General features: G+C 36.7%; 13 protein-coding genes. 5 read left to right on the top strand and 8 right to left on the bottom strand.

Annotation, left to right across the window (positions count from 1 at the left end; translation table 11 throughout):
• Positions 1 to 330: 330 nt before the first annotated feature.
• On the bottom strand, positions 331 to 1,101 hold the full coding sequence (locus tag BBH99_RS18850; RefSeq protein WP_066699433.1) for a DUF3108 domain-containing protein: 771 nt from the start codon (positions 1,099 to 1,101) through the stop codon (positions 331 to 333).
• Between the two features lie 151 nt (positions 1,102 to 1,252).
• Between BBH99_RS18850 and BBH99_RS18845 the strand changes: the two genes are divergently transcribed.
• Together BBH99_RS18845 and BBH99_RS18840 are read left to right on the top strand one after the other, a co-directional pair.
• A complete protein-coding gene (locus tag BBH99_RS18845) occupies positions 1,253 to 2,308 on the top strand; it encodes an NAD(P)/FAD-dependent oxidoreductase (protein WP_066699431.1) in 1,056 nt (351 codons plus the stop codon).
• Between the two features lie 12 nt (positions 2,309 to 2,320).
• Entirely contained in the window at positions 2,321 to 2,650 is a 330-nt protein-coding gene (locus tag BBH99_RS18840) for a 2Fe-2S iron-sulfur cluster-binding family protein (protein WP_066699428.1), read from the top strand.
• A 72-nt stretch (positions 2,651 to 2,722) separates the two neighbouring features.
• Here BBH99_RS18840 and BBH99_RS18835 read toward each other — a convergent pair whose 3' ends face one another.
• From BBH99_RS18835 to BBH99_RS18820, 4 genes are all read right to left on the bottom strand, one after another.
• A complete protein-coding gene (locus BBH99_RS18835) occupies positions 2,723 to 3,304 on the bottom strand; it encodes an LOG family protein (protein ID WP_066699426.1) in 582 nt (193 codons plus the stop codon).
• Between the two features lie 108 nt (positions 3,305 to 3,412).
• The gene (locus BBH99_RS18830; RefSeq protein WP_066699421.1) at positions 3,413 to 4,855 is read right to left on the bottom strand and encodes an aminoacyl-histidine dipeptidase; all 1,443 of its coding nucleotides are present in this window, start codon (positions 4,853 to 4,855) and stop codon (positions 3,413 to 3,415) included.
• Between the two features lie 121 nt (positions 4,856 to 4,976).
• Positions 4,977 to 5,468 carry a hypothetical protein gene (locus tag BBH99_RS18825; RefSeq protein WP_066699415.1) on the bottom strand — a complete coding sequence of 164 codons (492 nt, stop codon included), beginning with the start codon at positions 5,466 to 5,468 and terminating at the stop codon, positions 4,977 to 4,979.
• Positions 5,469 to 5,488: 20 nt separating this feature from the next.
• On the bottom strand, positions 5,489 to 6,094 hold the full coding sequence (locus tag BBH99_RS18820; RefSeq protein ID WP_066699403.1) for an LURP-one-related/scramblase family protein: 606 nt from the start codon (positions 6,092 to 6,094) through the stop codon (positions 5,489 to 5,491).
• A 356-nt stretch (positions 6,095 to 6,450) separates the two neighbouring features.
• Here BBH99_RS18820 and recR point away from each other — a divergent pair, with 356 nt between their 5' ends.
• Both recR and BBH99_RS18810 read left to right on the top strand, forming a co-directional pair.
• Positions 6,451 to 7,062 carry a recombination mediator RecR gene (gene recR, locus BBH99_RS18815; RefSeq protein ID WP_066699401.1) on the top strand — a complete coding sequence of 204 codons (612 nt, stop codon included), beginning with the start codon at positions 6,451 to 6,453 and terminating at the stop codon, positions 7,060 to 7,062.
• Positions 7,058 to 7,897 carry a glycosyltransferase family 2 protein gene (locus BBH99_RS18810; RefSeq protein WP_123873223.1) on the top strand — a complete coding sequence of 280 codons (840 nt, stop codon included), beginning with the start codon at positions 7,058 to 7,060 and terminating at the stop codon, positions 7,895 to 7,897. Before recR ends, BBH99_RS18810 begins: the two co-directional genes overlap by 5 nt.
• 200 nt (positions 7,898 to 8,097) lie before the next feature.
• Here the strand turns inward: BBH99_RS18810 and secG are convergent, their stop codons facing one another.
• The 3 genes from secG to BBH99_RS18795 form a co-directional block, all read right to left on the bottom strand.
• Positions 8,098 to 8,454: a preprotein translocase subunit SecG gene (gene secG, locus BBH99_RS18805; protein WP_066699397.1), complete on the bottom strand. Its 357-nt coding sequence runs from the start codon at positions 8,452 to 8,454 to the stop codon at positions 8,098 to 8,100.
• A 306-nt stretch (positions 8,455 to 8,760) separates the two neighbouring features.
• On the bottom strand, positions 8,761 to 10,791 hold the full coding sequence (locus BBH99_RS18800; protein WP_066699394.1) for a M16 family metallopeptidase: 2,031 nt from the start codon (positions 10,789 to 10,791) through the stop codon (positions 8,761 to 8,763).
• Positions 10,792 to 10,798: 7 nt separating this feature from the next.
• On the bottom strand, positions 10,799 to 12,112 hold the full coding sequence (locus BBH99_RS18795; protein WP_066699392.1) for a M16 family metallopeptidase: 1,314 nt from the start codon (positions 12,110 to 12,112) through the stop codon (positions 10,799 to 10,801).
• Positions 12,113 to 12,437: 325 nt separating this feature from the next.
• Between BBH99_RS18795 and BBH99_RS18790 the strand changes: the two genes are divergently transcribed.
• Positions 12,438 to 14,771 carry an ATP-dependent helicase gene (locus BBH99_RS18790; RefSeq protein WP_066699389.1) on the top strand — a complete coding sequence of 778 codons (2,334 nt, stop codon included), beginning with the start codon at positions 12,438 to 12,440 and terminating at the stop codon, positions 14,769 to 14,771.
• Positions 14,772 to 14,926: the final 155 nt, after the last annotated feature.

Here is a 14,926-nt window from a genome sequence, read left to right as displayed (position 1 = left end):
CAGAATGTTCTTTGAAAATGATATAAGAACCTTGGAGCAATTCAAGACACTATAATAAATAAACCTCCGGAGCTCCGGAGGTTTTTGTTTTTAATTACTGACCTAAGAAACAAAACGTAATTAAAAACGGATTTTTATTGGAAAATTTACACGTGCCTGTTTCTTATGTCCATACTTCAATAGGTGAAATCAAAGAAGTATTGACCTAGCAGCCTCATTGCTGCTTCTATAAGAAAGACAATCTGTATCCGGAATCTATTACATTCAAAATAAAAAATGCCTGTAAAAAATTACAGACATTAGTACATTAAAAAAATTGGCTATATATGTTTACTTGGTAAACTTTAAAGGATATTTTACGTTCTTGTAATCGTCAATACTAGCTTTCAGGGAACCCACAGCCAGTTCAGCTTTTAGAAGCATAGGAATATGGTTGGCATCGTTAGAAACCCACATCGTTACTCCTTCTTTCTCCTTGAACACTCTTCCGCTTTTCACAGATGGAATAATTTTTAAACAATTGATCGTACCGAATTTTGTTTTTAAATTCTCAGTTCCAGTTACTTTAAGCTGGAAAGGGAACATCTCATCATCAATCCATACGTTCATATTGATCACGGTTCCTACTTTAAGTTCTTCGGGGCTTTTGCTTCTTAAATAGTAGAAACATGAAAGCATATCCTGTACACCTTTTACAGATTTGATGACTTTTGATCCGTTGGCAGGTGTTTTCTTATCAGTTAAGATTAAAGTATTGTTATCGTGATTAAAAGCCGTTTCAAGATGCTGGCGGTAACTTCCTTCACGTACATTTCGTACATAATAACTTGGTAAGCCGCTGGCACTGTCAATAAAGCTTTCATATAGGTCTTCTACTTTGAAGAAAGCCTTTACAGCACCTGTGGTTTGTCCGGTACCTTTTACATATAAATGCGGTGCTCCTTTGTAAGTTGTCTTTTTTGTAGTAAGATTCGCTGTCCCGGCATTTAAGAACCCATAATGAATTCTAAGCGTGATGGATTCACCATCTGCCACGTTATCAATCTGGGCAGAGCCTAAAAAGAATATAAATACTGCAAAAAGGTTTAAAATTTTCTTCATAATATGACATTTACAAAAACACTGCCAAATTTAATATCTTAAATAATAGATATTTGACAAATCTCAGCTTTTTATTTAGAATCAATTAAATATGCTTCGCATTAAAATTAGTAAATTTGCAGCTACATGTATAATTAAATTATCTTAAATTATGATAACCACTGATATATTGATCATAGGTGCAGGTCCTACAGGGCTTTTTGCAGTTTTTGAAGCTGGTCTTTTAAAAATGAAGTGCCACATTATTGACGCACTTCCACAACCGGGAGGGCAATTGGCTGAACTTTATCCTAAGAAACCTATTTTTGATATCCCAGGGTATCCTTCAGTGAATGCTGGAGAATTAGTAGATAATTTGATGGAGCAGATCAAACAGTTCCAACCTGGATTCACTTTAGGGGAAACTGCTGTTTCTTATACAAAGGTTGATGATGAATGGTTTGAAGTGGTAACTAATAAAGGAACGGTTCACAGATGTAAAGCGATTGCTATTGCAGGTGGATTGGGAACTTTTGAACCTAGAAAACCTACTTTTGAAAATGTAGCGGATTATGAAGAAAAAGGTCTTGAATACTTCGTTAAAGAGCCTGAGCACTTCAGAAATAAAAGAGTAGTTATTGCCGGAGGTGGAGATTCAGCTCTTGACTGGAGTATTTTCCTTTCCAACGTAGCAAGCGAAGTTACTTTAATCCACAGAAGAAATGAGTTCAGAGGAGCTTTGGATTCTGTAGAAAAAGTTCAGGATCTGAAAAACGAAGGGAAAATTAAATTAATTACTCCTGCTGAAGTTACCGGGATCAGAGGCGACGGAAAAGTAGAAGCCATCACTGTACAGAAAGATGGTGAGGATGCTTTTGAAATTGAAACAGATTATTTCATTCCATTATTCGGATTGACTCCAAAACTAGGAGAGATCGGAAACTGGGGCTTAAATATTGAGAAAAATGCGATTGTGGTAAACAATGCATTAGATTATCAGACTAATATCGACGGTATTTATGCAATTGGTGATATCAATACTTATCCTGGAAAATTAAAGCTGATTCTTTGTGGTTTCCACGAGGCTACTTTAATGTGTCAGAGTGTTTATAACAGGCTGAATCCGGGTAAAAAATTCGTATTAAAATATACAACGGTAAGTGGAGTAGACGGATTTGACGGAAGCCGTAAGGAAGCAGAGAAGGCTGTTGTGAAAAAAATTGACTAATTTTGCAGAATTATGTCAGATATTAATATTAAAATCACCGACAGAGAAGGTGTAACCCACGATGTTATCGCTCCAACGGATATGTCCATGAACTTAATGGAGATCATCCGTTCTTATGAATTGGCTGAAGAAGGTACTATTGGTGTATGCGGCGGAATGGCGATGTGTGCTTCATGCCAGGTTTATGTAATCAATGATCCTGGTCTGGAACCAATGGGTACTGAAGAAGATGCAATGCTTGCGGAAGCTTTCCATGTGCAAGATAACAGCCGATTAGGTTGCCAATTGCATATTGCAGATGCCATGGAAGGACTTGAAGTGGAAATTGCTCCTTATCCTTAGAAAATATTTTTTAATCTTAATAAGAAACCCGTTCGGATTTTCCGGACGGGTTTTTACTTATTTATTGTTAGTTTATATTTCTTCTTTAGAAATCCATTTTCCAACGGTAGGAGCCTGGTAGTTCCTCATCTTTTCAAGCAGTTCATCTATATTGTCACTGATGAGCAGCATATCCCGATTTACAGCCTTTAAAAAGCCTTTATTCACCATATTTTCAACCAAATTAATCAGATCATTGTAAAAGCCATCAATGTTTAAAACTCCGATGGGCTTTTTATGAAGTCCAAGCTGTGCCCAGGTAATCATTTCGAAGAACTCTTCTAAAGTTCCGTATCCGCCTGGAAGAACGATGACACCATCACAAAGCTCATTCATTTTGGTTTTTCTCTCGTGCATAGTTTCTACGAGAACCAGCTCAGTAAGGTTTTTATGGGCAATTTCCTTAGCTTGTAGAAAATGAGGGAGAACTCCGGTTACTTTTCCGTTTTCACTTAATGCTCCGTTAGCTATTGTTCCCATCAAACCGGTTTGAGAACCGCCGTAAATGAGTTGTATATCTTGTTTTGCTAACGTCTGGCCAAGTAAAAATGCCTGTTCTTCATAAATTTTATCTGTGCCGAAACTTGAGCCGCAGAATACTGTAATATTTTTCATATTTAAATGTTTTTTGGAACCCTTAATCGCTTAAAATGACTTAATGGTTTAAATTAAAAATATCCAAAATCTAAGACTTTGGATATTTAATATAGTTGTTTTAATGCTTTATTTCTGAGGAATATTCGCTAAAATATCTTTCAGGAAGCTCCAGAATTTCTGAGCAGACGGAATGTTAGCTTTCTCATCAGGAGAGTGTGCTCCTCTGATGGTTGGTCCGAAACTTACCATTTCCATGTCCGGATAGTTAGCTCCGATGATACCACATTCTAAGCCTGCGTGACAAGCTACTACATGAGGCTTTTCATTGAATTTCTCTGTGTAGATCTTTTCCATGATCTGTACAATTTCAGATCCTGGTCTTGGTTTCCATCCTGGGTATGAACCACTGAATACTACATTCATTCCTGCCAATTCTGCTACAGATTTCAACTGTTCTGCTGTAGAATATTTAGAAGAGTCTACTGAAGATCTTGTAAGGTTAAGAATCTTTAATTCCCCGCCTTTCAATTCAACTCTTGCAACGTTGTTAGAAGCTTCTACAAGGTCAGCTACATCTGGACTCATTCTGTATACTCCGTTGTGAAGAGCTTTTAAAGTAAGGATTACTTTTTTAGAATCTGCTTCTGAAATCGCTTTATCGGAAGACGTGGAATTCTCAATATTGATTTGAAGACCTGCTTCTACAGAGGCAAATTCTTCTAAAATTTCTGCTTTAAGAACAGTAGCATCCTGGATGAACTCCTGAGCATTTCTTACAGAGATGATAGCAACTGCTTCTCTAGGAATAGCATTTCTTAATCCGCCACCATCAATAGAGATTAGTTCTACATTTTGATTTTCTATCCCTTTGTAAAGAAGCCTTCCCAGGATTATGTTGGCATTTCCGAAACCTTTGTGGATATCCATTCCTGAATGTCCGCCCTGTAAACCTTTTACTTCAATTCTTACAACCTGTCCTTTCGGAGTTTCTGTTGCATAGTTTTGAGTGATGGTAACGTCTACACCTCCGGCACAGCCTATGTCAATTTCATCATCTTCTTCTGTATCAAGATTTAATAGGATTTGTCCGGTAAGTTGTCCAGGTTTTAACCCGATAGCACCTGTCATTCCTGTTTCTTCATCAATAGTGAATAACGCTTCCAATGCAGGGTGCGGAATATCTGAACTTTCAAGGATAGACATAATGGTTGCTACACCTAAACCATTGTCAGCTCCCAGAGTAGTTCCTTGTGCTTTTACCCAATCTCCATCAACTTCCATCTTGATTCCTTCTGTTTCAAAATCAAAATTAACATCATTGTTTTTCTGGCAAACCATGTCCAAATGCGATTGAAGTACAATAGATTTACGGTTTTCCATTCCTGCAGTGGCAGGTTTTTTAATAATTACGTTTCCTACTTCATCTACAGTAGTTTCTAAGCCTAGATCTTCACCAAATCCTTTGATGAAAGCAATTACTTTTTCCTCTTTTTTAGAAGGTCTTGGAACTGCATTTAATTTGGAGAAGTTTTTCCAGATTATCTGCGGTTCTATGTTAGATAATGCCATTGAAATTTATTTTTCTCAAATTTACAAAATAAAAAATGCTTCCGTGGGATACAGAAGCATTTTTATGTGTTATAAAAATGATAAGCTCATTTTATATTGAGTTTATTTTCTTTTTTTGTTGTTAACATCCACATTCTCCGTAGATCGGTGTTGTAATAACACTGCCGTCCGGTTTTTCAATTGTTAGGGTGCCTTCAAAAAGTAAGGCTTCTTCACCTTTTATTTTTTTACCTTTTACAGAGATTTTATAGCCTTCATTTTCTATTTCTTTGGTCAGTTCTTCATCCACTTCCATATCACTTGAAGAGATCAGGTTCATAGCGAGTCTTTTACCATCCAGTTTCATATACGCTGTTTTACCGGCATCATCAGCATAGATGTATTTTTCCGCTTCAAAATCAGCCTTATTTCTTGCAAAATAGCATGAGCATTCTTTGATTTCTTCAGGAAATGAAATGGTTTCAATCTGAATTTTTCCGGAAGGGATACTTGCCGTAGCAGAATCTGTAGCAATGCTTGATGAATCCGCTGCAGTGTTTGCAGAAACTGTTTCTTTGTCCTTTTTACAGGCAACTAAAAGAAAGGCAGAAAATAAAATGATTAGGTATTTCATATGTTTGTGGTTTTGAAATGTTAGCCTCTTGCTCTTTCAAGAAGGGTCATCATTAATAATGAAAGGATTACTAAACTTTCTTCCTCATCATCAATGTCAATCAATCGGTCTAGTTGGAATCTTCTTCCAAAGAATGAAGGCATTTTTTTAAGTTTGAAATATGCTTTTCCGTCGATACCGGTCACAGTATAAGAAGGATTCAGGAAATATCCTGTAAACATTCCGATGATAGGCAGTTCCCCTACAAAGCTGTCCCAGAATCTTACCCATGCACTGTCTTCCTGTACTTTAAATTTAGGCTGATCTTTAGCATCAAGGATATCGTAGCTTGCTTTCCAGATAGAACGCATTCCTTTTCTGGCTAATCTACCGTAGTTTTTGTTATCTACAATATCATTTAAAGAATAAGAAGCATTGAAATCGATCCATTGATTGGCTCTGATTCTGAAAAGTTCTTTTGATTTACTTTCATCATTGAAAACAATAACGTCTTCTTTAAGTTTAAACATTTTCTGACGTACGTAGGCCACATAATTCCCATTTTTGTCAGTAATGTTGAAGTCACTGGCTAGTGTCGAAATTTTAAACTTGAAATCCAGTGGGTAATTTAAGTTGTTAAGTACCATGTGTTAGTTTATTTTTTTTTCATATTTAATTGGAGCCGCAAATATAACTGTTTTTTTAGAGTTACGCGGTATAATGGCTGAATTGAAACTTAAAATATCATAATGAGACATTAATTTAGGGAAAGGTAGATAATAGATGAAAGATAATAGATGTGAACTACAGAAAATCAAGAGTAATTTTTACATTCTAAATGTGAATTGATAAGACTGTAATAACATTAAATATTAAATTTTAAATATCCAAATGACAAGCAAAGTGAATTAGCAATTGCCCATTCACTTTCCGGCATTTTAAAACTCAAAAACTCCTCTTCAGGATAGATTATTTTCTTTAAATATTGCTTATTTTTGTAGCTATGGATTACCCAAGTAAAGTGTTGGCGAAGGCCGTTGATGAAATTTCAGGGTTGCCTGGAATCGGAAGAAAAACAGCTTTGAGATTGGCATTACATTTATTAAAGCAACCTAGTTCCAGAGCAGTGAGCCTTGGAAATTCCCTGATTAATCTTGTCAACGAAATAAAATACTGTAAAGAATGTCATAATTTTTCAGATTTTGACATCTGTGAGATCTGCAGCAATGAGAAAAGAAGCGGAGAGCTGATTTGCATTGTTGAAGATGTCCGGGATGTAATTGCCATTGAAAATACAGGGAAATATGGAGGGAAGTATCTTATTTTAGGAGGGAAAATCTCCCCGATGGAAGGGGTAGGGCCAAGCCAGTTGAATATTCCAAGTATTGAAAGAAAACTTAATGAAGGGAAGGTAAAGGAATTTATCTTCGCATTGAGTGCAACTATGGAAGGAGATACCACGGCCTATTATATTTACAAAAAATTTAAAAATTTCAACGTGAATTTTTCAAGCATTGCCAGAGGAATTTCAGTAGGAGATGAGCTGGAATATGCAGATGAAATTTCACTCGGAAGATCTATTATCAACAGATTACCTTACAACGAAAAGGATTAATATGAAGCTGTCTGTTATTATTGTCAATTACAATGTTACCCAATTACTCAGAAATTGCCTTCTATCTATTCAACAATATGTAAAAGAGGTGGAATATGAGGTAATTGTGATAGATAATGCTTCTACAGACAATTCATGGCGTGACCTGATCTCAGAGTTCTCTGAAGTATATTTTATTCCTTCAGAGACGAATGGTGGTTTTTCAAAGGCTAACAATCAGGCAATACGCTATGCAAAAGGAGAATATATACTCCTTCTGAATCCTGATACGGAGCTGGAAGGTTTTTATATGAAAGATCTTTTAGATTTTTCGGATAATCAATCGGATTTCGGATGTCTTGGAATACGGATGCATGATGCAGAAGGAAATTTTCTTCCGGAAAGCAAACGTTCAGTTCCGGATATGTTCAATTCTTTTGAAAAGCTGTTCACCAATTTTAAGAAAAATAATTCCAAATCTTATTACAGGAATGATATTGATGAAAATGCTGTGGCTGAAGTAGAAGTGATGACAGGAGCTTTTTTATTGATGAAAAAAGAAGTGTATGAAAAGGTAGGAGGATTGGATGAAGCGTACTTTATGTATGGTGAAGATATTGACCTTTGTTATACATTAATAAAAAATGGATATAAAAATTACTATTATGGTAAGGCATCTCTTCTTCATCACAAAGGGGAAAGCACGGTAAGGAATGAGGTGTATCTGCAACGCTTCTATGGTGCTATGCAGATCTTTATTGACAAGTATTATAAGGAATCAAAGCCGGTGCAGTATTCTTTCTTAAAAGCAGGATTGAAGCTTCGTCATCAGATTGAGAGGATCAAGCTGAAGTAAACAGGCTGGGAGTTGGAAGAGGGAAGCTGGAGGTTGTTCCTGAGTGATATACTTATTTTCTGTTTTTTAACTTTTATAAGCTCAAAAGGAAAATAAATAATCCAGGAATAAAATGATCTCAAATTAAATATTGAAAACGTAATACAATAAAAAAGCAACTCAGATGAGTTGCTTTTGTTGTATGTAGAAAAATAATCTTCTTATTTAGCCGGTGCCACTGGTGTTGGAGCCGGAGTAGTAGTTGTAGAAGAAGCCGGAGCAGATTGTTTTGCCGGAGCTTCTTTTTTAGCTGGTTGCTGCTGAACAGGAGCCGCTTGTGACGGTTTACCAGTAATAACAACGCTTATAAGGATAAGAACGATGATAGTTCCGCCTAGAGTCCATGTTGCTTTTTCCATGAAATCATTGGTTCTCTGTACTCCAAACTGTGCAGAAGATGCCCCTCCGAAAGTACTGGAAAGACCTCCACCTTTTGGGTTTTGAGCCATAACAACAATCACCAATAAAACACTGGCAATCATAATAAGAACCATCAATAGTGTAAATATAGTATCCATTAATTCTGATATCTTTTTGAATGGGCAAATTTAATCTTTTTTTACTGAACAACAAAAAAAGATGTTGGTAAATATGGCAGAATCACAAAAAAATAAAAATCAAACAAAGATTTTAGGCTTAAAATACAGGATAAGACAAATAGAAAGCTAAGAATGTTGACAACAGATGAATGAATTGTTTTAAATTTTCTCGCAAATTTTACAGATAACGCAGATTATTTTAGTTTCAAGATTTTCTAAACGTGAGTACACAAAAAAAGACTATCCCAAATTGAGATAGTCTTTTCTATAAAATTGTCTTGTTTATTATTTAAAGTCAGAATCCTTAGCCTGATTAAGCTGATAAGACTGTACAGCAAGATTGATTTCCATTCCGCCCATATTCTGGATAATGGTGAATGGCAGTTTTACTCCTGATACCTCTTTATAATCTGCAAAGCTTGTAGGCATAGAACCTCCTTCTCCTAGTTTTATTTCACCCGTTTTTAAACCGGTTTTTACACTGTAATAATAGGTTTGTTTAGGTCCTTTCACCACATAAGAATCTTCATTGTTATATTTTTCGATTCCTGCTAATTTCAACTCTGTGGATTTGGCAAAAGTAAGCTCCGGGAAAAGCTCCGGTTCAGCCATAGAAGCTTTTTGCTTGTCATTCAAAGGCATTTTTTTTCCCTGTACTTCAGCATAGCCGTCTTTACCGTCAAAAACAATCTTCTGAAGGGTATTTCCCATCATTTTCATCTCCATCATCATTTTTCCGCCTTTCCCCTGGATCAGTTTCATGCCCATATCCATTCCCTGAACTTTAGTAGTGGCATCAGCTGTAATGGAAGTCACTTTTTGAACTGCAGCCAAACCACCAATAGCATTAATGTATTTATCCGCCACAGAACCAATGGTTACATTCGCATCAACTTTCTGTGCCGTAGGTTTTGCAACCGGATTGGCTTCTTTATCAAAATATTTTACCGGATAACCCAGTTTCTCCAGTCCTTCTGAAATATCAGATGCTTTTCCAGCTATGAAGATTCGGCTTTGGTTGGGAAGGATGGTTGCTTTTACTGCATTTGAAATATCAGCAGCTGTAACTTTATCAATAGATTTTAAATAGTTAGTATAAAAATCTGCTGGAAGATCCTGAACTTTTTGGTTCAGAGCAAATTTAGCTATCGTTTCAGGTTTTTCAAGAGACATAATGAAAGAACCTTTCAGCTTAGCTTTAGCATTTTCCAGTTCTTCCGGCTTTACGGTAGAAATAGCGTTCAGTTCATTCATCATTTCTTTCACGGCCTTATCTGTAACCTCGTTTCTTACACTGGTTTCCGCTGAAAAGTCAGGTGAGTACTTGCTGGCATTCATACTGGAATAAGCACCATATGTAAATCCGTTCTTTTCTCTAAGGTTCATGAAAAGTCTTGCCTCACCACCGCCGCCAAGGATATAGTTGGCCATTGTAGCAGGGAAGTAATTTGGATCTTTCATCTTAAGGTTGTTAAGATTGCTCACAGACAGCACAGATTGTACAGCAGACGGCACATCAACCACATTGATTTCCGTTTTGGCAACATTGGAAGCAGGCTCTAAAGCAGCAAACTTAGTATTTGATTTTTTCCAGCCTCCAAAAGCTTTCTCTACTAAAGGCTTGATCTGGTCAAGTTTTACATCTCCAACAATTACTAAATAGGCATTATCCGGAGCGTAGTATTTATTGTAAATATTCTGAACATCCGCCAGCTGAATTTTATTGATAGATTCAATGGTTTCAAACTCTCCTCTGGAAGTGTTTTTCCCGTACATCAGAGCATTAGATACTCTTTCAGCAATGGAGGAAGCATTTTTTTCATCCGCTTTTAGTCCTTCAATGATTCTTTCTTTTCCGTTTTTAATTTCCTCTGCTGAGAATTTTGGATTCACAATGGCATCTGCCATTAACCCTAATACCTCAGGGAAATATTTTGAAAGAGAGTTGGAAGCAGCTCCGTTAGATGAGAAGTTGATATTGGCTCCAAGAAAGTCTACTTTTTTATTGAACTCATCCTTGCTTAGGTTGGTTGTTCCATTATCAAGCTGTTCTGCCATCAATTGGCTTACCCCTGCGATATTTCCTTCATAGTAAGGAGGTCTGTCCATGGAAAGAGTAGTATTTACCCTTGGAAGTTTATTATTTTCAACCACCATTACGGTTAACCCGTTACTCAGTTGAAATGTTTTTGGTTTAGCAATGTTGATGGCAGGAGTAGGTCCCGGTTTTGGCATTGCATTAAGATCAATTTTTTGGGCAGAAAGCATTCCTGCAAATAAAAATGCCGCTGCTATATAAGTGAATTGCTTTTTCATGGGTAAATTATTTTTTCTCAGGAACGTAGTTGATGATGATTCTTTGGTTGGAATTCAGGTACTTTTTAGCTGCATTTTGAATATCCTGCTTGGTGATAGATCTGTAAATATCAATTTCCTTATTGATAAGATTAGTATTTCCCATCAATACATGATTAGTGGCTAAAGAAGCTGCAATTCCCTGAATGCTTGAGTTCTGATTGACGAACTGGTTTTCAAACTGGTTCTGGATTTTTTGATAATCTTCATCAGAAATTAAAGTGGTCTGAAGTTTCTTGATCTCTGCATCAATATCAGCCTGTAAAGCCTGCTTAGAAGTCTGTCCCATTGGGATCGCAAAGAATGCAAAAATACTGTAGTCTTCAAGTCCCTGATTGAAAGCCGCTACCTGAAGGGCTTTCTTGTCCTGATCAACCAGTTTTTTGTATAAAACAGAAGATTTTCCATTGCTTAAATAAGAAGAAAGCATGTCTAAAACATAAGCATCTTTTTCTTTATTCGCAGGAGTTCTGTAAGCGAAAACATAAGCCGGAAGCTGAATATTCGGATCTGTTGCCGTTACTTCTTTTTCCTGAGTGATAGGAGCATCTTTAGGGAAATCTTTTGGATACACGCTTCCCTTTGGAATACCTCCGTAATATTCTTCAATCCATTTTTTGGTCTGCTCAGGTTTAATATCTCCTGCAACCACTAAAGTAGCATTGTTCGGTACATAGAATTTTTTATAAAATGCCTGGAACTCTTCAAGCTTAGCCGCGTTAAGATCTTCCATAGATCCAATGGTTGGCCAGTTGTACGGGTGGTTAGTAAACAAGTTCTTCTGAATTGTTGAGAAAAGATTTCCATAAGGCTGGTTGTCCATTCTTAATCTTTTTTCTTCCTTTACAACTTCTCTCTGGGTATCTACTCCAACCTGATTGATAACGGCATGACGCATTCTTTCAGCTTCCATCCAAAGTCCAAGTTGTTCATTATTGGAAGGGAAAGTTTCATAGTAGTAGGTTCTGTCGTTAGTAGTATTGGCATTGTTCTGTCCTCCGTTTGAAGAAACAATTTTGAACCAATCACCTCTTTTGATATTAGGAGTTCCTTCAAATAAAAGATGTTCAAAGAAATGAGCAAAACCTGTTCTTCCTTTTACTTCATCCTTTGCACCTACATGATACATCACCCCTGTAGTGACTACCGGAGCAGAATTATCCTGATGAAGAATTACGTGAAGACCATTGGGAAGATCATATTCTTCGAATTTAATTTGCTGTGCATTCAGCATGAGCCCGAAGAAAGCTACGGCAGCAGCCGAAAGAAATCGCTTTTTCATAAAGTTAGAAATTGTTTATCAATTAGTAGGAAAAATGAACTAAATGTTACAGAAATACGGGGTGAAAGTTGAGGATAACAAGACAATAGTGAATGGTCAATAGTCAATCCGCTTCGCTTGTCAATTTTATGAGCCATAACCTTTCACCATTTACTTGCGAAGCAAAATTGACACCTTCACGTTTGAAATATATTGAGAATAAGATCCATGTTTCTTTCTACCTACTTCTCTGCTGTTACAGACAGCAACCATTCACTATTCACATTTCATAATTTGAATTCTCCTCCGAATATCTTAATTTTGTGTTCCCAAAATTTTTTGCAGTATGGATTATCTGAAAGGACTCAATGAATCACAATATGAAGCCGTTACCTCTTTACAAGGCCCTCTGATGGTGCTTGCAGGAGCAGGTTCCGGAAAAACACGTGTGCTTACGATGCGTATTGCCCACCTTATCCATAACGGAATAGACCCTTTCAATATCCTTGCCCTTACCTTTACCAATAAAGCGGCCCGCGAGATGAAAGAACGTATCGCAAAGGTAGTGGGAGACAGCAACGCAAGAAGCCTTTGGATGGGGACGTTTCACTCGGTTTTTGCAAGAATTTTAAGAATTGAAGCTCATTACCTGGGCTATCCTTCCAATTTTACCATTTATGACCAGCAGGATGCTCTGAATGTGATCAAAAAAGTATTGAAGGATATGAATATTGATGCTGATCTTTATAAACCTAAAAAAGTTCAGGCAAGAATTTCAACCTACAAAAACAACCTGATTACCGTTAAAGCCTATTTCAACAATCCTGAACTGATGGAGGCTGATGAAAAAGCAAACATGAAATTTATCGGGCAGATCTATCAGAGATATGTTGAACAATGCTTCAAAAACGGATCAATGGATTTTGATGATTTATTGTTAAAAACCAATGAATTGCTGACGCGTTTCCCGGAAGTATTGGCGAAATACCAGGACAGGTTCAGATATATCATGGTAGATGAGTACCAGGATACCAACCACTCTCAGTATCTTATTGTAAAAGCATTGGCTTCCAAATTTGAAAACATCTGTGTGGTAGGAGATGACGCCCAGTCTATTTACTCTTTCCGTGGCGCGAATATCTATAACATCCTGAACTTTAAAAAAGACTACCCGGATGCTATTACCGTATCATTGGAACAAAATTACCGTTCTACACAAAATATCGTAAACGCAGCCAATGTTGTCATTGCTAAAAACTTACAGCAGTTTAAGAAAAATGTTTTCAGTGATAACGAAGAAGGAGATAAAATTAAAATTTACCGTTCCCTTTCTGACGCTGATGAAGCCAACTTCGTAGCCGGAAATATCTGGGAACTTCGCAACCGTGATCAGAGAAAGTACAGCGATTTCGCTATTTTATACAGAACCAACTCTCAGACCAGAGCATTTGAAGATGCTTTGAGACGTAAAAATATTCCGTACAAAGTGTATGGAGGGCTTTCATTCTACCAAAGAAAGGAAGTTAAAGATTTAATAGGTTATCTGCGTCTTTTAATCAATGAAAATGACTCGGAGGCATTGATGCGAATCATCAACTATCCAGCCAGAGGTATTGGAGATACTACACAGAATAAACTGATCGTTTTTGCAGACGCTCAGAATCTTCCTGTAGCAAAAGTTCTTGATAATTTACCTATTTATGCTCCTCAGTTAGGATTGAATAATGGTGTTTTAAATAAACTGAATGACTTCTGGTCCATGATTAAAGCATTCCAGGTGTTGTTGAAGACCGAAACAGCTTACAGCGTTGCTATGGAAGTAGCTAAACGAAGTGGATTGATTAAGTTTTTAAAAGATGATCAGACCCCTGAAGGAATTTCCAGAGTGGAAAACGTTCAGGAATTGATGAACTCCATGCAAGGATTCATTGAAGAGCAAATGCAGCTGGAAGACGGAGATCCCAGTCTTTCCAACTTCCTTGAAAATATTGCTCTTTCGGCAGATACTCAGGATAAAGATCTGGAAGATGATATGGTTTCCTTAATGACGATTCACCTTTCTAAAGGTCTTGAATTCCCGGTAGTTCACCTGGTAGGTCTTGAAGAAAATCTTTTTCCTAGTTTCATGAGCTCGGCAACCAGAGAAGATCTTGAAGAAGAGAGAAGATTATTTTATGTAGCATTAACCAGAGCTGAAAAGCAGGCATTTTTCTCTTATGCAGTTTCCCGTTTCCAATGGGGAAAAATTACCGATGCAGAACCATCAAGGTTCCTGAGTGAGATTGATGATGAATATATAGAATTCCTTAATCCGGCAATGGAGAAAAGGTTTATCAATAATTCAGGGGTGAAATCCAATATTTTTGATGAACATCCGTCTGAGGTAAGGTCTTTCAAAAAAGTAGAGAAAAAGACACTTAACAGAGGAGAAGATAATGCTAAACCGGCTCCGGAGGTAAGAAAGCTGAAACCGGTAAGCACTGCGAAAATTATTAATCCAAGCGGAGCATCATCTCAGGATATTGAAGTGGGAGATAAGGTGAGGCACGACCGTTTTGGAATAGGAGAGGTTACTTTCTTAGACGGAACAGATCCTCAGAATATCAAAGCAAAAGTGGTATTCATGCATGAAGGAGAGAAAAACCTGATTCTGAAATATGCCAAACTAACAAAGATTTAAACTCTAAAAATAGCTTTAGATAATATAAACGGATTCATTTTATGAGTCCGTTTTTTTATGAAATATCTTTTACTTATTGAAAAAAAACAGTAATTTTAATAAGGGATAGAAAGAAACGATTATCATTTTTTATAAAAATAAAGTCTATTATTTTT

It is taken from the genome of Chryseobacterium contaminans (assembly GCF_001684955.1).
GTDB classification, from domain to species: Bacteria; Bacteroidota; Bacteroidia; order Flavobacteriales; family Weeksellaceae; genus Chryseobacterium; species Chryseobacterium contaminans.
The sequence above is the reverse complement of the archived record's forward strand: the minus strand, read 5'-3'. Positions and strand labels throughout refer to the sequence as shown.

Coding starts and splice junctions, on each gene's coding strand:
- BBH99_RS18850 (WP_066699433.1), bottom strand. CDS start 1,101: ATGAAGAAAATTTTAAACCTTTTTGCAGTATTTATATTCTTTTTAGGC.
- BBH99_RS18845 (WP_066699431.1), top strand. CDS start 1,253: ATGATAACCACTGATATATTGATCATAGGTGCAGGTCCTACAGGGCTT.
- BBH99_RS18840 (WP_066699428.1), top strand. CDS start 2,321: ATGTCAGATATTAATATTAAAATCACCGACAGAGAAGGTGTAACCCAC.
- BBH99_RS18835 (WP_066699426.1), bottom strand. CDS start 3,304: ATGAAAAATATTACAGTATTCTGCGGCTCAAGTTTCGGCACAGATAAA.
- BBH99_RS18830 (WP_066699421.1), bottom strand. CDS start 4,855: ATGGCATTATCTAACATAGAACCGCAGATAATCTGGAAAAACTTCTCC.
- BBH99_RS18825 (WP_066699415.1), bottom strand. CDS start 5,468: ATGAAATACCTAATCATTTTATTTTCTGCCTTTCTTTTAGTTGCCTGT.
- BBH99_RS18820 (WP_066699403.1), bottom strand. CDS start 6,094: ATGGTACTTAACAACTTAAATTACCCACTGGATTTCAAGTTTAAAATT.
- recR (WP_066699401.1), top strand. CDS start 6,451: ATGGATTACCCAAGTAAAGTGTTGGCGAAGGCCGTTGATGAAATTTCA.
- secG (WP_066699397.1), bottom strand. CDS start 8,454: ATGGATACTATATTTACACTATTGATGGTTCTTATTATGATTGCCAGT.
- BBH99_RS18800 (WP_066699394.1), bottom strand. CDS start 10,791: ATGAAAAAGCAATTCACTTATATAGCAGCGGCATTTTTATTTGCAGGA.
- BBH99_RS18795 (WP_066699392.1), bottom strand. CDS start 12,112: ATGAAAAAGCGATTTCTTTCGGCTGCTGCCGTAGCTTTCTTCGGGCTC.
- BBH99_RS18790 (WP_066699389.1), top strand. CDS start 12,438: ATGGATTATCTGAAAGGACTCAATGAATCACAATATGAAGCCGTTACC.